At 69.4% G+C, this 19,891-nt stretch carries 22 protein-coding genes and 3 pseudogenes; 15 read left to right on the top strand and 10 right to left on the bottom strand.

What is annotated here, in order from left to right:
• Positions 1-152: 152 nt before the first annotated feature.
• Positions 153-283 (top strand): annotated as a pseudogene (locus CCN33_RS33005) (IS5/IS1182 family transposase); the annotation flags it as partial.
• A gap of 104 nt (positions 284-387) precedes the next feature.
• The gene (mscL, locus tag CCN33_RS14955; RefSeq protein ID WP_086694113.1) at positions 388-831 is read left to right on the top strand and encodes a large conductance mechanosensitive channel protein MscL; all 444 of its coding nucleotides are present in this window, start codon (positions 388-390) and stop codon (positions 829-831) included.
• Between the two features lie 584 nt (positions 832-1,415).
• Here mscL and CCN33_RS14950 read toward each other — a convergent pair.
• Positions 1,416-1,895, bottom strand: coding sequence for a hypothetical protein (locus CCN33_RS14950; RefSeq protein WP_140394550.1), 480 nt, complete (start codon positions 1,893-1,895; stop codon positions 1,416-1,418).
• 341 nt (positions 1,896-2,236) lie between these two features.
• Here CCN33_RS14950 and CCN33_RS14945 point away from each other — a divergent pair, with 341 nt between their 5' ends.
• From CCN33_RS14945 to CCN33_RS14925, 5 genes and pseudogenes are all read left to right on the top strand, one after another.
• Positions 2,237-2,989 (top strand): peptidoglycan-binding protein, encoded by a 753-nt coding sequence (locus CCN33_RS14945; RefSeq protein WP_086694111.1) that lies wholly within the window; start codon positions 2,237-2,239, stop codon positions 2,987-2,989.
• Entirely contained in the window at positions 2,986-3,825 is an 840-nt protein-coding gene (locus CCN33_RS14940) for a helix-turn-helix domain-containing protein (RefSeq protein WP_086694110.1), read from the top strand. The genes CCN33_RS14945 and CCN33_RS14940 overlap by 4 nt, the downstream gene beginning before the upstream one ends.
• Before the next feature lie 38 nt (positions 3,826-3,863).
• Positions 3,864-4,031, top strand: a pseudogene (locus tag CCN33_RS14935) (IS256 family transposase); the annotation flags it as partial.
• Between the two features lie 41 nt (positions 4,032-4,072).
• The gene (locus tag CCN33_RS14930) at positions 4,073-4,603 is read left to right on the top strand and encodes a GNAT family N-acetyltransferase (protein WP_086694108.1); all 531 of its coding nucleotides are present in this window, start codon (positions 4,073-4,075) and stop codon (positions 4,601-4,603) included.
• A 123-nt stretch (positions 4,604-4,726) separates the two neighbouring features.
• Positions 4,727-5,320, top strand: a complete 594-nt coding sequence (locus tag CCN33_RS14925) for a DUF5959 family protein (RefSeq protein WP_140394549.1) — start codon at positions 4,727-4,729, stop codon at positions 5,318-5,320.
• A 405-nt stretch (positions 5,321-5,725) separates the two neighbouring features.
• Here the strand turns inward: CCN33_RS14925 and CCN33_RS14915 are convergent, their stop codons facing one another.
• Positions 5,726-6,739 (bottom strand): EamA family transporter, encoded by a 1,014-nt coding sequence (locus CCN33_RS14915; protein WP_086694116.1) that lies wholly within the window; start codon positions 6,737-6,739, stop codon positions 5,726-5,728.
• 52 nt (positions 6,740-6,791) lie between these two features.
• Here CCN33_RS14915 and CCN33_RS14910 point away from each other — a divergent pair, with 52 nt between their 5' ends.
• From CCN33_RS14910 to CCN33_RS33525, 3 genes are all read left to right on the top strand, one after another.
• Positions 6,792-7,316, top strand: coding sequence for a MarR family winged helix-turn-helix transcriptional regulator (locus CCN33_RS14910; RefSeq protein WP_086694105.1), 525 nt, complete (start codon positions 6,792-6,794; stop codon positions 7,314-7,316).
• Between the two features lie 580 nt (positions 7,317-7,896).
• Positions 7,897-8,193 carry an NUDIX hydrolase gene (locus tag CCN33_RS33810; protein ID WP_086694103.1) on the top strand — a complete coding sequence of 99 codons (297 nt, stop codon included), beginning with the start codon at positions 7,897-7,899 and terminating at the stop codon, positions 8,191-8,193.
• 23 nt (positions 8,194-8,216) lie between these two features.
• Positions 8,217-8,348, top strand: a complete 132-nt coding sequence (locus CCN33_RS33525; protein ID WP_279628174.1) for a hypothetical protein — start codon at positions 8,217-8,219, stop codon at positions 8,346-8,348.
• A gap of 161 nt (positions 8,349-8,509) precedes the next feature.
• Here the strand turns inward: CCN33_RS33525 and CCN33_RS33805 are convergent, their stop codons facing one another.
• The gene (locus CCN33_RS33805; RefSeq protein ID WP_425275846.1) at positions 8,510-8,656 is read right to left on the bottom strand and encodes a hypothetical protein; all 147 of its coding nucleotides are present in this window, start codon (positions 8,654-8,656) and stop codon (positions 8,510-8,512) included.
• Positions 8,657-8,683: 27 nt separating this feature from the next.
• On the opposite strand from CCN33_RS33805, the gene CCN33_RS33800 reads away from it, so the two are divergent.
• Positions 8,684-8,914: a hypothetical protein gene (locus CCN33_RS33800; RefSeq protein ID WP_425275845.1), complete on the top strand. Its 231-nt coding sequence runs from the start codon at positions 8,684-8,686 to the stop codon at positions 8,912-8,914.
• Between the two features lie 58 nt (positions 8,915-8,972).
• Here the strand turns inward: CCN33_RS33800 and CCN33_RS14890 are convergent, their stop codons facing one another.
• The 3 genes from CCN33_RS14890 to CCN33_RS14880 all read right to left on the bottom strand — a co-directional run bounded on the left by CCN33_RS14890 (position 8,973) and on the right by CCN33_RS14880 (position 10,962).
• Positions 8,973-9,467, bottom strand: a complete 495-nt coding sequence (locus CCN33_RS14890) for a MarR family winged helix-turn-helix transcriptional regulator (RefSeq protein WP_086694102.1) — start codon at positions 9,465-9,467, stop codon at positions 8,973-8,975.
• Positions 9,468-9,577: 110 nt separating this feature from the next.
• The gene (locus tag CCN33_RS14885) at positions 9,578-10,201 is read right to left on the bottom strand and encodes a hypothetical protein (protein WP_244173813.1); all 624 of its coding nucleotides are present in this window, start codon (positions 10,199-10,201) and stop codon (positions 9,578-9,580) included.
• A gap of 203 nt (positions 10,202-10,404) precedes the next feature.
• Positions 10,405-10,962 (bottom strand): TetR/AcrR family transcriptional regulator, encoded by a 558-nt coding sequence (locus CCN33_RS14880; RefSeq protein ID WP_086694100.1) that lies wholly within the window; start codon positions 10,960-10,962, stop codon positions 10,405-10,407.
• A 91-nt stretch (positions 10,963-11,053) separates the two neighbouring features.
• On the opposite strand from CCN33_RS14880, the gene CCN33_RS14875 reads away from it, so the two are divergent.
• Complete coding sequence (locus CCN33_RS14875) at positions 11,054-12,103, top strand: zinc-binding dehydrogenase (protein WP_086694115.1); 1,050 nt, start codon at positions 11,054-11,056, stop codon at positions 12,101-12,103.
• Positions 12,104-12,705: 602 nt separating this feature from the next.
• Positions 12,706-13,269, top strand: a complete 564-nt coding sequence (locus CCN33_RS14870; protein WP_086694099.1) for a hypothetical protein — start codon at positions 12,706-12,708, stop codon at positions 13,267-13,269.
• A 374-nt stretch (positions 13,270-13,643) separates the two neighbouring features.
• Here CCN33_RS14870 and CCN33_RS14865 read toward each other — a convergent pair whose 3' ends face one another.
• From CCN33_RS14865 to CCN33_RS14855, 3 genes and pseudogenes are all read right to left on the bottom strand, one after another.
• Entirely contained in the window at positions 13,644-15,227 is a 1,584-nt protein-coding gene (locus CCN33_RS14865) for a serine/threonine protein kinase (protein WP_086694098.1), read from the bottom strand.
• Positions 15,228-15,608: 381 nt separating this feature from the next.
• Positions 15,609-16,059: pseudogene (locus CCN33_RS33000) on the bottom strand (pyridoxal-phosphate dependent enzyme); the annotation flags it as partial.
• Between the two features lie 66 nt (positions 16,060-16,125).
• Positions 16,126-16,794 (bottom strand): hypothetical protein, encoded by a 669-nt coding sequence (locus CCN33_RS14855; protein WP_086694097.1) that lies wholly within the window; start codon positions 16,792-16,794, stop codon positions 16,126-16,128.
• Positions 16,795-16,966: 172 nt separating this feature from the next.
• Here CCN33_RS14855 and CCN33_RS14850 point away from each other — a divergent pair, with 172 nt between their 5' ends.
• Positions 16,967-17,170: a hypothetical protein gene (locus CCN33_RS14850; protein WP_086694096.1), complete on the top strand. Its 204-nt coding sequence runs from the start codon at positions 16,967-16,969 to the stop codon at positions 17,168-17,170.
• 742 nt (positions 17,171-17,912) lie between these two features.
• On the opposite strand, the gene CCN33_RS14845 is transcribed toward CCN33_RS14850, so the two are convergent.
• The gene (locus CCN33_RS14845) at positions 17,913-18,563 is read right to left on the bottom strand and encodes a DUF4360 domain-containing protein (protein WP_086694095.1); all 651 of its coding nucleotides are present in this window, start codon (positions 18,561-18,563) and stop codon (positions 17,913-17,915) included.
• A 628-nt stretch (positions 18,564-19,191) separates the two neighbouring features.
• Here CCN33_RS14845 and CCN33_RS14835 point away from each other — a divergent pair.
• Positions 19,192-19,891, top strand: a 700-nt coding sequence (locus tag CCN33_RS14835; protein ID WP_086694114.1) for an amidohydrolase family protein, incomplete at its 3' end; no start/stop codon positions are given.

The raw sequence follows: 19,891 nt of genomic DNA, 5'->3' as shown, positions 1-19,891 counted from the left end.
CCCGGTCCAGCGCGCTGGACGGCAGCCGGGCACGGATTCTCCGTGAACGATGGCGAGTACTCGTTCCGCAACCCCACCAACCTCTTCGCCTTGTCAGCCGATCGCTTGGCTCAGGTGGCCACCGCGCTGGCACCTTGACCCACACACCAGCCGTGACTGCTGTGATCAAGGCTACGCAGCCGGCGTGGATGACTCCCTTCACCGGGCTGAGCCCGCGCTGTCTCAGCAAATTGTGAGGATGCTGAGGCACGACGGGGCGGACGTTGTTCGCAAGGGTCGACCGTGTCGGCATGGGTGAGGGGTGGCAGGGCATCCGGGGTGAAGGGGTGGACCGACCGCGCTTCCGGTGCCGCCCGTCGACGTCAAGAGCTTCTTAGGAGTGAGAAGTTGAAGGGCTTCCGCAGCTTCATCCTGCGCGGCAACGTGGTCGATCTGGCCGTCGGCATCGTCATCGGAGCAGCCTTCACCGCCGTGGTGAACGGCTTCGTCAGCGCCTTCCTGACACCACTCGTCGGACTGGCGACCGGTGCCACCGGCGACATGAGTCGCAAGACCTTCACCGTAGGCGCCACCAAGTTTCCCTACGGCGCCTTCATCAACGCGGCTATCAGCTTCCTCCTCCTCGCCGCCGCCCTGTATTTCCTGGTCGTGCTCCCGATCAACAAGCTCCACGAGCGCCTCGCCCCGCACCAGGACGTCCAGGCGCCCAAACGGGACTGCCCCGAATGCCTCAGCCCCGTACCCGCTCAGGCCCGACGCTGCGCTTCCTGCACCGTCGCCCTGCCCGCCGTACCCGCTCAGGCGGGAGAGACGACCCAGCGCGCCGGGTGACCCGACCTCCATGACCCGGTCTGGGTTGGCCGGGCCCGTTCGGCCTTCAGGCGCACGATGAGCACTTTGGGGATCATCACGGTCCCCGGAGCCCTGCGCAGTACCCCGACGCACTCGACGTCCTTCCACGCACGTGAGCTGAGTGCGTCCGGTGCTCGGTGCCCGAACCGGCGCCGTTGACGACCAACCGCGCCTGAACCCCAGGCCCACGTGCGTTCGCGCCGGGGATGCGGTGCGGTCCGCGCATCCGCGTGCCCGGCGGCCAGCCGGTGGACATCCATGGCCGGTGGCTGACGCCGAGGCGGAGTCCGGGCCGGGGCGCTGCAACTCCTGACGGAGCGTTGTGCCCCAGCCCGCCGAGAACGACCACCCCTGCCACGGGTGCGTGGCGAGCCGGACGTCGACCGCGATGACCGGGTTCTCCGTACGGCCGGTGCGGGCGGGGCAAGACCGCGCGCCCCTGCCCCGCCCGGCCCCGAGGGGTGGCCGACCGGCCCACCTGCGGTGGCAAGTGGACCGGCCGGGCGCTTGCCTGCCCGCCGGCCGCCGCGCAAGGTGCCGCGGTGCCGTGCGGTCAGGTGCGGTCAGCGGTACTCGTACACGCCGACCTGTTCGGTGTGGGTGCGGCCGTGGTTCTGCTGGACGACGACCTTGTAGGGCGTGTTGGGCCTCACCTTGGTGGTCTTGAAGGTCCACCAGGTGCCGTTGCAGTAGGCGGAGGAATGGGTGGCCAGAGTGCGGTGAGGGTAATCGGCCTCGACCAGGCTGGCCTTGGCCTTGGTGCCGTCGCCGCCGTTCCAGCACTGGTACTTCACGGTCGCGTTGTAGGCGTGGACGCCGAACGCGCCCGAGACCCACTTGGAGTGCCGCGGCTTGAACTTCGACTGCCAGATGGTGTGCCACTTCGCGGCCCGGAGCGGGGCCTGGGCGTGGGCCTGCGCCGCAGCGGTGTGGGCGGTCGCGGGGGCGAAGGCGTCCGCCTGGACCGCCGGGGCCCCGACGGCCAGGCCGCCGGCGAGCGCCGCGGTCCCAGCGGCGACGATCACACGAGTCCTTGCTGTCATGTCCTCTTCTCTTTCAGGAGTGCCGTCTTGCGGTGGGGGCGGCGCGGGGTGGACCGGGCCGCCCGGCTTGCACCACCGACATTGCCGGACATTTCCGCCCCCTCCCAGCGACCGCCGCCGGTTGACGTACTTGTGGACCGTTCCACCCTCTGACCTGCGCAGTTGCCCTCGTGCATGACGAAGCCGTGGGACGCCGCGGGGCACGTCGGGCGGATGGAGGGCTGGCCGAAACGCGCGCTGTACGGCGGGCGGATGACCTGCCGCAGCGGGGGACAGTCGTATAACAACTGGCCAGGGGCGAGCAGCACGCCTCCAAGGGCACAACGGGTGTGGAGTGGAACATGCCGCGCTGGAAGGAATTGCCGAGTTCACTCGACGAACGGGTGCGGAACCTGGTCGTCCAGATGCGCCGACTGAAGGACCGCAGCGGGCTGAGCCTCGCGTCGCTCCAGACCAAGACCGGTTACAGCAGCTCATCCTGGGAGCGCTACCTCAGCGGGCGGGCCCTTCCGCCCCGGAAGGCGGTGGCGGAACTGGCGCGGGTGAGCGGTGTCGACCCGGCACGGCTCCTGGTTCTCCACGAACTCGCCGAGGAGGCCTGGAACCAGGAAACCGTCGCGGCACCGGTCGCGGACACACCGGAACCGGAGAACGCGCGGCGGCGAGTGGTGCTCATCGGTGTCTGCGCGGCCGTCGTTCTAGGCGCGGTCCTCGCCGGCGTGCTGATCGCGGCGCCGGGGAAGGACGGCGGAGACGGGAGGAACGGCGCGGCTACAGCCCAGCACAACGCAGCACCGGCTTCCCTCGGCGCCTTCACGTACCAGGCGGGAAAGACCTATCCCTGCTCGGTGCGCCGGGAGAACGGCCGGCTGTCCGCGCGCTACAGCGGCACCCGAACCGCACTGCTGTCCGGTCCGGGCTGGGACGTCGTGGAGGCACAGTGTCTGCTGGGCTACCACGGGTTCGACCCGGGTGGCGTCGATGGCGTCATCGGACCCAGGACCACACGGGCCGTCAAACGCCTGCAGCAGAGGGCCGGCCTGCCGCCCGACGGCGTCGTGGGCCCCCAGACCTGGCAGGTACTGCGGAAATGACGGGTACCGCACCCCCGACCGCCACGCCCGCGTGCACGCGACTGGCCAGGGCGCTGCAAGATCTCAAGTCCCGGACCGGCCTGAGCCTGACCGCGTTGGCCGAGCGAACTGCCTACAGCAAGTCCTCGTGGGCGCGCTACCTGAACGGCAGGCAGCTCGCGCCCCGTGAGGTCGTCGAGGCGCTGTGCGCCATGGCAGGAGAGCCGCCGGGACGACTGCTGGCGTTGTGGGAACTGGCGGAGATGGAGTGGAGCGGCCGCCACAGGACGTCGGCCGCGCCGTCACCGCCCCCCGACCGGCCGGACGGCGGCGCGGCGACCGCGGACCGCCCCGCACACCGCTGGAACACCCGGCGGCGACGAGCGCTCGCCGCGGCGGCATGCGGGGTCACGCTGGCGGCTGCCACCTGGCTGACGGCCTCCCGCGGCACGGACACCGAGGACGCCGCGGGGCGAACCGCACCTTCCGCGGCGCCGGCACCGGGATGCCGCGCTGAGACGTGCACGGACGAGGACCCGGAGATGATGGGCTGCGCGGTGCCGGGGCAGACCCGGCGACTGGACTCGCCGTACCGGACCCGCACCGGGGCGCGCCTGGTGGTCGTCCTCAGCACGCGGTGCCACGCTGCGTGGGCGCTGGGGTGGAACACCCGCGCTGGTGACGCGTTCGAGCTGTCGGCCCCCGGCGGTGCCGTGGAACGGGTCGAGGTGGCCGACGCCCTCGATGCGGAGGACCCCCTCTTCACACCCATGATCGACGCCGGCGACCTCTCCGGCCTGCAAGCCTGTTTCATACCGGCGGTCGGCAGGCAGGAATGCGTCCCCGCCCAGGGCTGACCGGCAGACCAGCGGCGCGGCGGTCATGTGAAGCCTCCGAGCCGACGTTCTCCACGGTTGGGCTCCGCACCAAAGTCACCCGCGGCGCCGGCGGCCCGGCCGCGGCCCTCGTGACGGTGTTCAAGCTCGTCGTACCCGCCCAGGCACGCTGGCGTGCGATCACCGGTGCCCACCTGGTGCCCCTGGACCGCGCGGGCGTCCGGTGAGAGAACGGCGTCCTGGTCGAGCGTTCTGAAAGGATTACGGCATGACCGGCCAACGGCACGCCGCCACTGAATCCCACCGACCCTTTACTGAACCGGTTCGGCTCGACCTGTCCGATCCTGACACCCTGCGTCAACTGTGGAACCTTCAGCGGGCCTCCTACGCGGTCGAAGCCCGGCTCATCGACTTCGACGGCATCCCGCCCCTGCACGAGACCCTTGAACAACTGCGCGCAAGTGACGAGTCCTTCCTCGGAATCCGTGACGGGCGGAGACTTGTCGGAGCGGTCGCCTGGATCCGCTTGCCAAACGATGCTCTGGACATCTGCCGCCTCGTGGTCCATCCCGTCGCACATCGCCGTGGCGTCGCAACGGCACTGCTCGACGCTCTGGACTCGATCGAGCCCGCGGAGCTGACCGTCGTCTCCACGGGAACCAGCAACCTGCCCGCGGTCGAGCTCTATCGACGGCGCGGATTCGTGCCTGTCGGCAAGCGTCAGATCGCGCCCGGCGTCACGGTCACACTGCTGGAACGCAAGTACGCGTCAGCATCTCAGCCGATCGACAACTCTTGACTGTTGCGCAAGTCATCGCCGCGACCGGCGTCGGCCGGTTAGGAGCAGCCGTACGGGGTCGATGCCGCTCAGGGCCTGAAGGCGACCGCGGCTGGGTGCAAGTCGCCGGTACGGCTTGAGGAGATGGACCGGAAGCACCCGAAGGAATACGGGGAGATACGGGCGCGGGACATGACGCCTGCCGAAGCGCGTGCCGGCCTGAGAGAGGATGCAAGCTCACCTCATCTTCAGGAAACGGAGTACCCGATGACGGGACCTGCCCAGGTGGATCTGATCCACCTGGAGGACGCAGACGGGAACCGCTGCATCGTGCGCGTCACTGGCCGCTTCCAGCCGGGCATACTGACCGGCCACGACATCCTGCGCGCCGACGTGCTTGTGTCCGCCAGTTTCATCGACGCCCGGCTGGACGTCCTCCTCTTCCAGCACGACCTCGACGCCTGGCAGCAAGACCTGGCCGACCTCGTCCCGGGCCGGCAAGCCGCCGTCGGAGGAGACCGTGGCCTGAGCCTCACTCTTCACATGCACGAAGACGGCTGGCTGTCGGTGACGGTCGAAGATCCGGATCGTCTCACAACACTCCTGGGAATCCGTCCGGACGAGAACTGGGTCCACAGGCATCAGGAAGATCTGCAGCGGGTGAGGCAGACCTGGCCCAGTGAAGTCATTGAGACAGCGCCGGGGGCCTACCAGTGGTGCCCCGACCGCAAGCGCTGAGGCTGCCACTGGAGCCGCCAGGACCAGTGTTTGGGCGGCAACTTTCTGCGAGGCTCAAGCCGGAGCAGTGCGGACCACCGCTCGTGTTTCCCGTACTGCTGATGCGTGCCGTGCCGCCACTGGCGGTGTTTCAGGGAACGTTGCAGCTCGTGGCTCCGCCGGGGCAGGTGACGCTGTCGTTGGACACCGCGCCTATGATCCCCAGCACCACCACGACGAGAGCCAGGACAATCAGCGGTACGTTGTCCGCAGCCCAACTGCTCTGACTCGACCGAAGTTTCCGAGTGCTGACCTCCGGGCCGGCTTCGTCGCCTGCGGGATCGGCCCCAGGACCGTCGTGCCCCTCTGTCGCCATCTTGTGACTCCCCGTTTTGGCGCCCTTTCACGATGAGACGCCACCCGGCCTCACCCGTCAACCCTCGGGACCCCTCCCCGTCTGCTCACTCGTCCCGGGCCGACTGCCGGCGCCGCTCCGTCCTCCCGTGTCCCCTCATCCTCACAGGCGATTGCGTGTGGAGGACTCACGGGCGGGTCGCTTGTCGGGTGCGGGCTGGAGAGGGACCTGACGCCGCCGCGTCGTCCCGCGCGTGTGGGCCGTCCCAGGACGACTCCGGTCAGAACGAGTGCCAGCCCGCACAGCTGCTGGAACGTCAGCACCTCCCCGGCGACGGCCGTGCCGAGCAGGACACCGGTGACGGGGTTGAGGAGTCCGACCAGGCCCACGGTTCCCGCGGGCAGGTGGCGTAGCCCGGTGAACCAGGCGACGAAGGCCAGTGCGGTGGCGACGAGGGCGACGTAGCCGAACGCGAGGATCGCCGGTGCGGAGAGCGCGGGTGGAGGGCCCTCCACGGCTGCGGCGACCGGCAGCAGGAACAGTCCTCCGGCGGTGAGCTGCCACGCTGTCGAGGCGAGCACGTCGGTACCCGTGTCGTTCCAGCGTTTGGTCAGGATGTGGCCGAAGGCCGAGACGAGCATGGCCGCGACCGAGGCGAGGATGCCCGGCACGCTTATTCTTCCCGCCCCCGTGAGCAGCATCAGGCAGATTCCGCCGAGCCCGATCGTGGCGCCGGCCAGGTGGGCCATGCCGGGCCGCTCGGACACCAGGACCCAGGCGATGAGCATCATCGCCAGCGGGGACACCGCCATGACGGTCGAGGCGATGCTCGTCGGCAGGAGGTGGGAGGCGGCGTAGACGAGAACGAAGAACACGCTCACGTTGAGCAGCCCGAGCACCGCGGACCGCCACCACCAGGCGCCGCGCGGCCGCTGCCTGCACAACCCCAGCAGGACGAGACCGGCGGGCAGCGCTCGCAGCGCCGCCCCGTAGAGGGGGCTGTCGGGCGGCAGGAATCCATGGGTGACGTAGTAGTTCGCGCCCCAGGCCACCGGTGCGACAGCGGTGAGTGCCACCCACCGCAGATTAGCTTCCATGGAAGGCAATATAGCTTCCCGGGAAGGTATTGTGGGGCGCATGGACACCCCGCAACCGCTGGACCGCGTGGCCCGCATCCAGGCCGACTGGCGCCGCGAGCGGCCCGACCTCGACATCTCCCCGCAGGGCGTGATCGGCCGGCTGCACCGCCTGGCCGACCACCTCACCGAAGAACTCTGCCTCGTCTACGGACGCTACGGACTCACCGAGGGAGAGTTCGACGTCCTGTGCGCACTGCGCCGCGCAGGTGAACCCTATGAGCGCGCGCCCGGCGAACTCGCCGCACACACCATGGTCACGACCGGCGCGATGACGAAGCGGATCGACCGGCTGGAGCGGGCCGGACTCGTCACCCGCCGCCGTTCCGACGACGACCAGCGTGGCCGGATCGTGGCCCTCACCCAGCCTGGTCGCGAACTGATCGACCAGGCGTTCACCGACCACATGCGCAACGAACGCCGCCTGCTGAGCCTGCTGACGCCCGCCGAGACCAAAGCACTCGAAGGACTGCTCACCACCTGGCTCTCACACGTGGAGAATCCGGGTCCGTCCGACAGCGAGTGACCCGCCCGGCGCCGGGAGGTCGAGTGGGTACGGGAGTTGTCACACCTCCGGTCGGTGTGACAACTCCCGTACCCGCCTGCGGGGTTCCGGCGGGCGCGGTCATCTTGGCCGCGGTGGTGACGGTCAGGACAAGCCGGCGGGCGACGTCACTCGTCGTTGGCGGCGTCCTTGTCGCGCAGCGGGCGCATCCAGCCGGCGGCTCGGACAGCTTGAACGAGTACCGGTCCGGCATGTTCATGCGCCTGTCCCTGCCGAGCGACCATCCCTTCGGTGAGGTCGCGGCCCCCGCAGCTCACCACGAGCTGTTCACGGCTGCCCGGTTGGACTGACTGGCCAAGTCAGGCTGGCATTGCATTCGAGGGCGAGCGTCCAGAAGCCGGGAGCTGGGAAGCATCGGGACGTGGCCAGTTCCAGGGATGAACCGCTTGCAGTCGATGACCGTGGCAATGCCCTGATCTCCTTCGCTCGGGGAGTCGAGAGTATGCCGCCGGGGGACGCACCGCTGCCGGCGGCAGTGGTTGCTCTCTGGAGAGGCGGCCGGGTTCTCATGGTCTTCGATCGATACCGCTAGTGCTGGGAGCTGCCTGGCGGGCGCATCGAGCAAGGTGAATTGCCTCATCAGGCGGCTGGGAGAGAGCTGTTGGAGGAGAGCGGGCAGGAACCTGACGCGCCGTTGCGGCTGGTTGGATACGCGCGCTTCGTCTTGGCGCCAGACAGGCGCACCGAATATCTGGCCGTGTTCGCGGGTCACTGTTCCCAAGTCCGCGCTTTTCGGCCCAACGAGGAGACCGCGGCCATCGTCTGGTGGGACCTTCGCAAAGTTCTCCCCGGACGCGTTCAGCCGTTGGATGCCTTTCTGGCCGAGCTCACGCGATAGGGCGGTGAATTGGGGGACAGCCGTTGCTCCATGAGGTGGTGGTCAACACGGTGACCCCTCTGTGCCGGTCCCGTGCCCGCGCGGATGCTCAGATCCAGCACCTCTCGGCGGACGCCGCTCCGCACATGGCCGACGCCCGTACGCACGACGGCTAGGGCGCGTATCGAATCGTGATCCATCCGGGGGGGGGGCGCCGCATGACGTGTTCTGGTGAACCGTCGCCCATCACGCGGGAGCGACTGGCCGATGTGAAGCGGGAGTTCATCGGTGGCGGGAGATGCCGGCCGAGGTCGGCGCCGGTCGGGCGGTCGGGCGGTCAGGCGGTCAGCGCCGCAAGCTCCGTGTTGGCGCGCTCGGTGACCAGGGCGAGGACGCGGCCGGCGGCGGCCAGATCCTCGGCGGGTATCCCGCCCCAGATCCGGGCGCTGATGGGGGCGGTCTCCGCGCCGACGGCGGCGAGCAACTCGTGGCCCGCGTCCGTGGAGCGAAGGTGTGCGCCGTCCGCGACGAGCAGTTGCTTGGCCAGGAGTTCGTCGAGGGTGGCGCGGAGGTCGGCCGGATCGGCCTTGAGGGAGCCCTGGACCTGGGTGATGAGATCGTCCGGCGTCTGCGGGGCGTCTGCGGGGCGTCGGCGGTGAGGGCCGCGCGCAGGACGACCTGCTGCTGGAACGTCATGCCGTGCTGTGCCAGGACGTGTTCCAGGACGCCCCGTGCGGCGTAGTGGGCCAGGCCGAGGGCGCGGGCGTCGGCGACGGGTGCGGTGGTGGATGCGGTGGTGGTCATGGTGTTGTCCCCTCTGTGCTCTTGTTGTTCGGTGCGGGGGGAGTGAGAGGTGCGTTGAGCAGAGTCGTCAGTTCGTCGGTGAGTGCGCGTGTCCGCGGGGCGTCGAGACCGCCGAGCGGCTCCAGCAGCTGCTGATGCAGTTCCTGGACTACCGCGATGGCCTGCCGCGTCACGGTCTGGCCCTGCCGGGTGAGGGCGAGTTGTACGGCGCGCGGGTCGCGGGGATCGCGGGTGCGCTCGATCAGGCCGGACGACTCCAGGGCCCGCGCCAGCTTCGAGACGTAGAGCGCCTCCAGGCCGGTGTGGTCGGCGAGTTGGCGCTGACTGGGCCGCTCGCCGGCGCGCTGCATGCCGTGCAGCGACGCGACCAGCGAGTACTGCGCGTGGGTGAGGCCCAGCGGAGCCACCGCGCGATCGACCGCGACGCGCCACTTGTTGGCGAGCCGCCATACCAGGAAACCGGGCGTGGGGCCCGGGGAACCCTTGCTCATGGCAAATAGATTACATGGCTATTATGTTCATGGCTACTATTTTCGACGTGGCGGCCCATCCGGCTCGGCGCCGCGAGGGGCTGACTGAGCGCCTCACTCGTGTGCGGCAGTCAGAGTGTGACTGACGGCGTGTCACCGTTCTGGGCTTGGCGTGCCCGTTTGGCGAGCAGCGTGGCCAGGTCCCGGGCGCTGTCCTCGGTGACGGCGTTGTTGTCCTTGCCGGTCGAATCCGTCACGGTCCACAGCAGCGTCGTGCCGACCCGGACCTGGGTGATGGCGCCGGTCTCGCCGTGGAAGCCGGAGGGGCCGATCCGGGCGTCGCGTTTCTCACCGATCGGGCCGAGGCTGAATCTCCTGGCCCGCGGTCCCGTCTTCTTGCCGTAGTAGTTCCAGAGCACGTCGTACGCCTCGCGGGCGGCCTGTTCGCTGTCGTAGGCGACGATCAGGAAGGTGGTGACGGCGGCACTGTCGTCACGTCGGAAGGCTGACGTGCCGTAGAAGCGGGAGCTGTCACAGCCCGCGTTGTCTTTGATGGGGCAGGCCGCTGATCGGTAGAGCTTGTCCATCTTGACGCTCGCGGGCCGGATGGAGGGCTTCCAGCCCGTCATGGCCCCACTATCCGGCAACGTCTTTCGTGTTTGTTCCTTTGTGAGGGGCACCGCCTTGCCGTTCCCGGTGTCGATCTGAGTGCCGCCGCCGCAACCTGCCAGCAGCAGCGCCGCAGCGATCGCCACGAACCATCGCTCGTTCCTCATGGACACGCCACCACCCCCCAAGTGGCGATCCTAGTGGACGTGCATCGGACAGGAGGCGCTCGCTTCGGCTGCCCCCACTGCAGCGGGGGATGGTCGACTCCAGATGTAGGCCGGCCTCTTCGCGACGCCGCCGCGACCTGCGCGGACCTGTGGATCTCCTGCGTCCCTTCTGGGCCGCCGTCTTACCGATGGGGGCGTTCGCCGGCCCGCACCAGGGCTCGTGCCAGGTCAGCGGTCTCCGAGAGAGTGTCGATCGGGAGCGGCTGGGTGGCGAGAGCGCCTTCGTGGAGCACGAAGAGTCGGGTGGCGAGGGTGACGGGGTCCGAGCAGTCGGCTGCGACCGCGAGCTCCTCGAACAGGTTCAGCAGCCAGAGCTTTTGGTTCGCGGCGATGCGGTGCGCGGGATGTGAGGGGTCGGGGAGTTCGGCCAGCGCGTTGATGAACGCACACCCGCGGGTGTTGGTCTCGCTCCAGGTCCGCAGCGCGTCGAAGGGTGCGGTGACGGCCTCGACGCGGCGCTCGCACGTGTCGACTGTGGCGCGGACCAGGGACCGCCAGCGCCGGTCACGTTCCGCCAGGTAGGTCGCCACGAGGCGGTCCTTCGAACCGAACTGGTTGTACAGGGTTCGCTTGGTCACGCCTGACTGCTCGGCGATCAGATCCACGCCCACCGCTGTGATGCCGCGGCTGTAGAACAGTTCCTCGGCCGCGGCGAGGATGCGGCGCCCGGCCGGTGTCATGGTCCGCGCTTCCTGCACCGGACGCCCTTCACTGATCGGTGTAGCAGAGGTTATGTTCACAGATCAGTATACGTTGGAGGAGGTTCATGTGATGGGCGTACCCGAGACCATGCGCGCGGTTCGGATCTCAAAGCACGGCGGTCCGGAGGTTCTCGAGGTGACGGAAACGGCCGTGCCCACTCCGCAGGCCGGAGAGGTGCTGGTCCAGATCAGCGCGGTGGCGCTGAACAACACCGACCTGTGGACCCGGGAGGGTGCCTACGGCCGCCCGGGAGACCCGGAAGCACTGTCGGGCTGGCGAGGCCCCGTCGACTTCCCGCGCATCCAGGGCGCCGATGTGGCCGGCCGGGTCGTGGCGGTCGGCGGTGACGTGGACCAGCGCCTTGTCGGTCGCCGAGTGATCGTCGATCCCGCCGTCTACGACGCCGAAGGACCGGATGCGAACCCCGTGGGCCTGATGGGGAGCGAGCGCGACGGCGGGTACGCCGAGTACGTGACCGCGTCGGCGGAGCGGGTGCATGACGTGACGACATCCCCGCTCTCGGACGACCAGCTCGCGACGTTGCCGACCGCCTACGGCACGGCGCTGGGCATGATCGAGCGGGGCCGGCTGCGGAAGGGAGAGACCGTCCTGGTTTCCGGAGCTTCCGGCGGCGTCGGCATCGCGCTGGTGCAGATCGCCCGGGCGCGCGGTGCGCGGGTGCTCGCCATCAGCAGCGCATCCAAGATCGATGCGGTACGCGAAGCCGGCGCGCACGCAGTCGTCGACCGCGCACGAGACGTTGCCGAGCAGATCCGCGCCGCCGCCCCGGACGGCATCGATGTCGCACTCGACGTCGTCGCCGGGGATCTGCTGAGCGAGGGGCTCCCACTGCTGCGCGAAGGCGGCCGGTGGGTCATCGCGGGCGCACTCGGCGGATACACCGTGACCTTTGATGCGCGCCGTCTCTACCTGCACAATGCCCAGATCATCGGCTCCGCGATGCACACGCCGGCGCACTTCGACCTCCTCATGGACCTTGCGCGTCAGGGAGAGGTCACGCCCGTCATCGCCGCGAGGTTCCCACTGGACCAGGCTGCTCAGGCGCAGGAGGAACTGGCCCGCAGGGCCCACGTGGGAAAGATCGTCCTACACCCCTAGCGCATCCGGAGCCGTCCCGTGTCGACGGTGCCGGGAGGGGGCTCCCCTGAGGCCGATCGTGCGCAGAGCGGGAAGGCGGTGCCGTGCGGGGACGCTTGGCGCGGCGGACCCGCGACACACGTGCGCCCCGGCGGGCCGGCCGGGCATGTCGCCCCCGCGCCTATGGGGATGGTCCCCGGTCTCCCCTGCCGAATTCCGCCTGCACCACTGCTCCCCGTTCGCGCTGGGAAGGTCCCAAGTCGCTTCAGGGCGGCAGTTGTTGGGTACGGGCCCTTCCCGCGGCGAGCAGCATGTCGGTCGCGCAGCGAGTTCCGGCGCGGCCCCGCCTAACACGGCTCATTTGATCGGGTCCGCAGCGACGCGCCGTGATTGCGCGAGTGAGAAGGCGTCAGAATGTCACCCGGAAAGCCTAATTGTATGTCAATCTGCCTTATAAATTGCACATTTGATAGCTCGTCAATGCTCGCAAAAGGCCTGAAGAATGCCCTGTTTGGAGCTGAGTCCCGATCTTCCGATATGCCGGTCATGTCGGCTATAGGTAAGTTCATCCACAAGCCGGTCCGACGGGTCGGCGCCCTCTCTGTACGACAGGAGATAGTGAGATGAAGCTTCGTTCCACCGTGATCACCGCTGCTGTGTCGGCTGCCGCGGCCATGGCCGCGACCGGGATCACGTACGCCTCGGCCGCGTCCGCTTCGGCGCCCCAGGAGGCCCCGGCCGCCGTTGCCGCCGTAACCGGCGGCAGCGGGCAGGGCGGGACCGCCAAGGGCAACGCCGGCGGCAACAGCAACAGCAACAGCAACAGCAAGGGCAACGAGGGCAAGGGCAACGAGGGCAACGACCGGGACGACGACGACAACAACGAGGGCGGGGGCGACTACAAGGGCCACATCCAGATCAACGAGCGGTCCTACTCCACGCACCCCGGCGACTGCATCACGGTCGTCAGCGGCCTGGGCGCGAAGTCGCTGAACATCCGCAACGAGAGCCGCAAGGCCGTCGAGGTCTTCCGCGGGGCCGTCTGCGACAACGGCGCTCCCATCGCCACCGTCGGCCCGCACAGCTCCAGCTACGGCGTGAAGCCGGGCTGCGTCGAGGGCCTCGACATTGACAAGGGTGTCGTGGCGAGCTTCCGTGTCGTCAAGCGCCACCACGACGACTACTAGGCCGTAACCGAGCACCTAGTGTGAGCCCCGGCCCGCCGGAATCGGGCCGGGGCTCACAGTTTGGCCCATGTGCGTGACGGTCACCTCCGCCACGGCCGTGCCGGAGCCGAGCACCGGGCGCCCGGCATCCGGTGTCCGCGCCGCCGTCTCTCCCTGTGACCCCCCGCCCACCTGCGGTGTTGTTCCTGCTGGGGTGTGTCCCGGGGTGGCCGCCCCGGCTGTGTGCCCGGCGCTTTTCCGGTCCGCAAACGGGTGAAGGGTGCCATGATCATCCGCTTGGTGGAAGACGTGAGTCACGGCACCTACGTCTGGCTTCCACCAGGTGTCGTGCCTCCGACGTGCGCTTCCCGCCGGAGGCAGCCGAACATGGCGGATCAGTCCTGCCTTGGCCGGAACGTCGCGAGGAACACCTTCAGCGCCTGCCGGTTCACCGCCGTGCCGAAGTCGGCGGCCGGAGTCGTCCACCGCAGGGAGAAGCTGCGCCGGCCGCCGAGGAGGAAGCCTCGGCCGAACGTGCGCACCCGGTCCTCGCCGGTCCCGGAGAGCCAGTCCATGTCGGCGGCACTGCGTCCCTGATACGTCGTCGCCCGGATCTCACCGACCCGCCGGTACCCGCCCGTCCGCTTCAGGCCGGGCTCGACCTCGTCCCTCCACACGGCTACCGGATCCGGCCCGACGCGTTCGCTGTAGGTGACCGCGAGGGTCCGCGCGTCGCCGCCCGCGCCGAACGTCACCCGGTAGGCCGGACCCGGCACCCGCGTGGTGCGCACCCGCGACCAGTCGGCGGGAAGGGCGACGGAGAACCCCTCCGGGGCCCGGTACAGCCGGTAGCCGGACGGCACGGCCGGCGGCGTGGCGGTCGCGGGCGGCTGCGACGGACCGTCCCCGGCGCTCCCGCCCGGCGGCGATGCGGTGGCGGAGGCGGGAGGGCGGTTCGCCGTGCCGGCGGCGGAGGAGCCCCCGGAGCCGGTGCCGGGCAGCCGGTGGGTCGCGGCCAGGACGGCGAGACCGATGGTGACGACGGCCAGGGCCGTGCCCGCGGCCAGGGTGCGCCGGCTCCAGGACCGGCCCGCGTGCCGGGCCGCGGCGCAGACACCGCGCAATCGGGGCCGGGGCGGCGCCGCGCCGACCGTGCCGGGATCCTCCCTGAGGGCGCGGGCGAGCGCGTCACGGACCACGGGAGCGGAGAGCCGCTCCCGTGCGTCCTTGCGGAGCAGACCCTGTACGGCCTGTGCGAGCGGCCCGGCCCGCAGCGGGTTGCGCAACGGCAGCCGGTCCACACTCCTCAGCGTGGCCTCGAAGAGCCCCCGGTCGCGGAACGGTGAGCGGCCCTCGACCATCGTGTACAGGATCGCGCCGAGCGCCCACAGATCGGTCGCCGGCCCGACGCGCTCGTCCCGGGCCTGCTCAGGGGAGGCGTACGACGGCGCGGTGAGCCGCGGCGCCAGGGTCGCCCCCACCAAGCCGTAACCGGCCAGCACGACACCGCCCTCCGCGCGCACGAACACCTGGCCGGGGCTGAGCTCGCCGTGGGTGATGCCCTCGGCGTGCGCGGCCTCCAGCACGTCGAGCAGTTCCAGCCCGATGCGGGCGGTGCGTACGTACGAGAACATGCCCTTCTCGGTGATGAGTTGGCCCAGCGGCGTGCCGTCGAGCCACTCGGCGACCGTCCACAGCGTGCCGGCCTCGGTGACCGCGTCGACGACTGTGGCAACTCGGCCCGGCCGCAGTAGGCCCACGGTCTCGGACCTCCGCAGGACGCGAGCGGTGATGCGGCGGGCGGTGTCCTCGTCAGTGCCTTCCGGGAGGCCGATCTGCGTCAGCAGACGGGGGCGCTCCGCCTCGACGTCCTCGCCGTACCAGCAGACGCGGTTCGTCTCGCGGTGGACGACCTCGAGGATCCGGTAGCGTCCGGCGATCAAACCGTGTGCGGAGACGTGCGCCTTGCCCATGGTCATCCCTCGCTGAAACCCTGGTTCTCACCTTTCCCTCTGGTACGGGGGTGGCGGGGGCGTGCGTTCAAAGAATGGGCGACCAGACGGCCGTTCCTGCCTTTTCTTCGGCTGCGGTGAGCAAGTGTGCGAAAAAATTCAGACGCACGGTGCGGGCACGGGCTTCCCCTCGCGCCAAAGGTTCGCCGGCCCGCGCCGGACGGTGGCCTCCCATACCGGGAGGACCACGGAAAATGACCTGTGCCGTCCGGGCACGGATGCCCCGTCCGAGTGCGCCGCGGGATTCCAGCGGTCAAATCCGGGACCCGGCCTGGTGGTTACCCCCGGCACACAGGATCGGCGGCCGAATTCCGGCCCCCGGGCGCAAGCGATTTCCCTCCTCCGTCCTCAGCGCAGCCCGAATCGCTCCGCCCTGGAGCCGATGTCCGCGCCAGTCGCATCGCCCCCGGCACACCACCAGTTCGAACCATGCCCCAGGAGCGCCCCGCTCCACTCCCCGCCGGGCGGCCGGCCGGAGACACCCGGCGGCGGACTCGGCCCCCACCTTGAGGTGCTCGGCGAGGTCGAGACATCTTCACACCGCATCCCGGTCCGGCGCCACGAGCATCTCCGCGAGCGGGGCGACCACCTGGCCATACGTCAACTGCGACACGGACGGGGCGCTCAGCGTCGTCACGACAGCCGACAGCCGACAGCGCCACCGGCACCGCCCCGTCCGTCGCCAGGTCTCGGACATCGCCTTCGCCCCCTCGGTCTCCACGCCCCAGATCCTGACGCCGGGGCGGAGCACCCGCAGCGCCGCCGCCACCCCCGAGACCAGACCGCCGCCACCGACGGTGCGCGCGGGCCGACGCGGAGAAACGGCTGTGGCGCGGGGTCCACCCGCCGGCTGTCGTGACGGGTGTCATGACGTGATCGCGGCAAGCTCCTCGGCCGCCAACTCACGGCTGTGCTGAACGCCGAGTTCGGTTTTGATCTCCTCGGCAAGCTGCTGCCCCTCCGGGCTGAGCCCGTACCGCTCATGCTCCTCCTCGAGAGCCACGAGCCTCCGTCCCAGTTCCATACGCCGCCGCCTCTTTCGCTCCGCCTCGATCCGCCCCTTCACATCGTCATGCTCGGGGACCGGGCGCCCACTCACGTACGTTCCGAGGTTCCCCATCACGTCGCTCAGCGCCATGGTCGTGAGGAACACGTAGTCGTCCCACGTGACGTGATCGTCGAACGGCTCGATGAGTCTGAGGACCTTCCGGCATCGGGTGCGACGAGCGTCCTCCGACTCCGGGAGCAGATTCACGCCTGTCCACGCGCGCAAGACCATGGCCCGCTGCTCGCGGTTCCACGCTGCCCGGTCCTCGGGTGAGCTGACTGGTGCCCTGCCTGCCAGCGTGCTCCTCAGCTCGCCCAGAAGGTCATATGCCTCCTGCGCTGCTGCCTTCGCTGCTGTGTCCCGTGCTGTCCTGTCGGATGCCTTGGCCTGCATCCGGGCTCCCCCGATGCTCGCCCCTCCGCCGATCACGGCACCGAGAAGACCCGAGACGAAGTTCCCCGTCAGGAAGTCGATCCATTGGCTCATGGCGGAATCATGCCGACGGAACCAGCCGCGCGGGGTTGATCCCGCCAACTTCTCATCGGGGAGCTACTGGTGGGGGGTGCAGCCCTCGACCATCGGCCGCGGTGATCGCGGCGCAGTGCTGCGGGGCGTCAGGCTGTACGGTGCACGCCGACGAAGGACGCGCCTGGTCACGGTGGACACCAAGGGCGCCACCGTCGCGGACACCACCGCACGAGGCGAGATCACCTCCGCGGTGCCCGTCGAGCACGGGGTGATCGCGGCTGCCGGCAATCAGCTGGTCCGGGTCGACGGCAAGGGGAAGGCGGCTGAACTCGCCGCGACTGAGCAGCCCCCGTACGGAATCCGCATCATGCGGGACGGCTCGGTCGGCTGTTGAATCGCTCGGGCGCGACCACGTCAGCGTCCGCACCTACGCGCACGGGAAAATGACGACCGTCGCCTACTCGGACCCCCGGCCCCGAACCGGATGGAGGAGCTGCATCGGCTTGGACGGGGCCTGAGCAGCCCTCGGGTTGCGTCGTGCGCCGTGCTGGGTCAGATCCGGGCAGTGGTCCCTCCACACGGACCACTTCGAGCGCGCCGGTGTCACCGCCAAATACTGGTATCCGGAAGGAGGGAGTGTCGGTGGCGCCGTGGCTGCGGTGGAGGGTGCAGCAGGTGCGGATCGGCTACTGCTCGGTCTCGAACGGCTTTCAGCGCGAGGCTGCCCCGATGCCGTGGGCGTCGTCGAGCGGGGTGAGGTGGGCAGGGCGTGCGTCAGATGGGGGAGTGGTGTACGACCCAGGACAGCCAGGTGCTGGGCCGCGTCGTGGTTGAGGTAAACAGGTTCCCTCACACCGCGTCATCGGTTGCGGCGGTGCGGGCGCGGTCGGTGACGACCTTCAGATGCGGGGCGCGACGGCCCCGGCTCCCACCGCCGGCCTGACCCCTCCCGGCAGCGGGGTGGGCGAACGCCCGGAGTTGGCCGAACGCGGCGGGAATGGCACAGGCGGCTCAGCTGTATTGAGGACAGCGTCGTCATGGCGGACCGGGCCGGTGATAGCCGTCTCCCGGACAGGCTCCGGTGCCTCGTGCGACGCCGACCGAGGGGCGGACGGCGTCGCACGGCCGGTGGCGCACTACTGCTTCGGGCACTCCTTCCACGCCAGGTGGTAGACCGTGCTGATGTCACCGTCGGTGGAGTCCATCGTCATGAAGCTGACCTTGCCAGGGTTCGCGCTGCCCGCGTTCACCCTGAGCTCGGTGTTGATGTTGAAGTTGCGCAGGACACCGCAGGGCGCCCAGACCAGTTGGGCCCAGTCGGTGCTGTCGGTGACCTGCCAGTCGTCGTTGTAGGCGCCGCCGAAGGGGTGGGTTCTCGGCACCGTGCTCGAGGAGCCCTGGAAGTAGTACGAGGCCTTCTGCGTGGCGGTCGCGCCGGGCTGGAGCGAGAGGAAGCCCCGGTAGTCCGCCTGGGCGACGGCGTAGGTGAAGCCCTGCGGGACATGGACCACCAGGTTGAGCTGGCAGTTCTTGCGGAAGGCTGTGGGGTCGGAGTTGCCGCCGGCCTGGGCGAGGTAGTCGCTGTACGTCACCGTGAAGGCGGTGTTGTCCGGCGACACCGCCACGGCGGCCGTACCGGCCGGACAGCCGGAGCCGTTCACCGTCGCCACGTCGATGACGATCTTGTCCGGAGGCGGGTCGTCGAACACGGAGGACGGGTTCTGGGTGGGTAGCGCGGTGGTGAGGAGAGCGGCTACGGCGCCGCTCAGGAGGAGTCCACCAGCCATGGTTTCTCCCGGTTGAGTGGGTGGGGGTTCGGACTTCGACCCTCCGTTCAACTTTGAAGAAACTGTGTGAAACCTGTGAAGGAGGGGGCGAGGGAATCGTAGGAAGCCCCGCACCGGCCCGACAGGGTCAACTCAAGCCATTCACACCGGGTCTTTCACGGGCCTCCGGTCGACGCACCGTCCAGGGGTGTGCCCAGGCCGACGCGCCGTCAGGGAAGCTGGAAAACCCGGCCTTCCAGGGCGGCACCCTCGCGATTTCCGGGCTCCCTGCCAAACGGCGCCTGAACTCAGTGCGTTAGGAGTTCTCACAAGAGCAACGGTCACAGGGAGTAGACACACAGCCGAGGGCGAGGAAGGCTTCGTGGATGTCGTCGCGTATCTCCCAGCGGGCCCGCAGGCGGCGGAACCAGTGCGGGTGGGCGAACGCGCGCTTCACAAACCAGCGTTGGGTGCTCAGGTCGGAACCTTGCTCGGTGCCGCGGCGGGCGATCAGCGGCTTCGCACCGAGATCCCAGGCAAGTCGCGAGATCAGCGCCCCTGGTGACCGATCACTCACGCCGTCAGTAGGACGAGGGCTGGACCCACCCCGTCGCCAGGGCTGATCGTGGGAGACGTGAACGATCACCGAATGGCACCTGTCAGTCGCACAGGTTCGCGAGGCGCGACAAGCGACGTGGCCCTGGATGAAGAGGCCGGTGAGGTCCGCCGTTTCTGGAACCGACTCGGCCTTCGGGGACTGATCGACGTGCACACGCACTTCATGCCCGAGCGCGTCCTGCACAAGGTCTGGGAATACTTCGACGCGCAGGGGCCGCTGACCGGCGGACTGGAGTGGCCGATCAGCTACCGGCAGCAGGAGGCGGAACGCGCTGCTGTGCTGCGCAAGTTCGGTGTGCGGGCGTTCACTTCGATGCTCTACCCGCACAAGCCCGGCATGGCCCGCTGGCTCAACGGCTGGGCCGCCGAGTTCGCCCACCGCAACCCCGACTGTCTCCACACCGCCACCCTCTACCCCGAGCCGGGTGTCGAGGCGTACGTTCGAGAGGCCGTCGAAGCGGGCGCGCGCGTGTTCAAGGCGCACGTACAAGTAGGGGCCTACGACCCGGCCGACGAACTTGTCCAGCGGGCGTGGGGGGTGCTGGCCGAGGCCCAGGTCCCCGTGGTGATCCACTGCGGCTCCGGTCCCGCCCCAGGCGAACACACCGGCCCCGAGCCGATCGCACAGGTACTGGCGCGACACCCGAAGCTACGGCTGATCGTCGCGCACATGGGGATGCCCGAGTACGGGGACTTCCTCGGCATCGCCGAGCAGTACGCGGAGGTCCGGC

The sequence above is a fragment of the Streptomyces recifensis genome (genome assembly GCF_002154615.1).
GTDB lineage: Bacteria > Actinomycetota > Actinomycetes > Streptomycetales > Streptomycetaceae > Streptomyces > Streptomyces griseoluteus.
This window is presented reverse-complemented; position numbering and strand designations above follow the sequence as displayed.

Bases quoted from the DNA above. Each gene is read 5' to 3' on its own strand.
- CCN33_RS14950 (WP_140394550.1), bottom strand. From the start codon at position 1,895: ATGACAGCAAGGACTCGTGTGATCGTCGCCGCTGGGACCGCGGCGCTC.
- CCN33_RS14945 (WP_086694111.1), top strand. From the start codon at position 2,237: ATGCCGCGCTGGAAGGAATTGCCGAGTTCACTCGACGAACGGGTGCGG.
- CCN33_RS14940 (WP_086694110.1), top strand. From the start codon at position 2,986: ATGACGGGTACCGCACCCCCGACCGCCACGCCCGCGTGCACGCGACTG.
- CCN33_RS14930 (WP_086694108.1), top strand. From the start codon at position 4,073: ATGACCGGCCAACGGCACGCCGCCACTGAATCCCACCGACCCTTTACT.
- CCN33_RS14925 (WP_140394549.1), top strand. From the start codon at position 4,727: ATGGACCGGAAGCACCCGAAGGAATACGGGGAGATACGGGCGCGGGAC.
- CCN33_RS14910 (WP_086694105.1), top strand. From the start codon at position 6,792: ATGGACACCCCGCAACCGCTGGACCGCGTGGCCCGCATCCAGGCCGAC.
- CCN33_RS14890 (WP_086694102.1), bottom strand. From the start codon at position 9,467: ATGAGCAAGGGTTCCCCGGGCCCCACGCCCGGTTTCCTGGTATGGCGG.
- CCN33_RS14880 (WP_086694100.1), bottom strand. From the start codon at position 10,962: ATGACACCGGCCGGGCGCCGCATCCTCGCCGCGGCCGAGGAACTGTTC.
- CCN33_RS14875 (WP_086694115.1), top strand. From the start codon at position 11,054: ATGGGCGTACCCGAGACCATGCGCGCGGTTCGGATCTCAAAGCACGGC.
- CCN33_RS14870 (WP_086694099.1), top strand. From the start codon at position 12,706: ATGAAGCTTCGTTCCACCGTGATCACCGCTGCTGTGTCGGCTGCCGCG.
- CCN33_RS14865 (WP_086694098.1), bottom strand. From the start codon at position 15,227: ATGACCATGGGCAAGGCGCACGTCTCCGCACACGGTTTGATCGCCGGA.
- CCN33_RS14855 (WP_086694097.1), bottom strand. From the start codon at position 16,794: ATGAGCCAATGGATCGACTTCCTGACGGGGAACTTCGTCTCGGGTCTT.
- CCN33_RS14845 (WP_086694095.1), bottom strand. From the start codon at position 18,563: ATGGCTGGTGGACTCCTCCTGAGCGGCGCCGTAGCCGCTCTCCTCACC.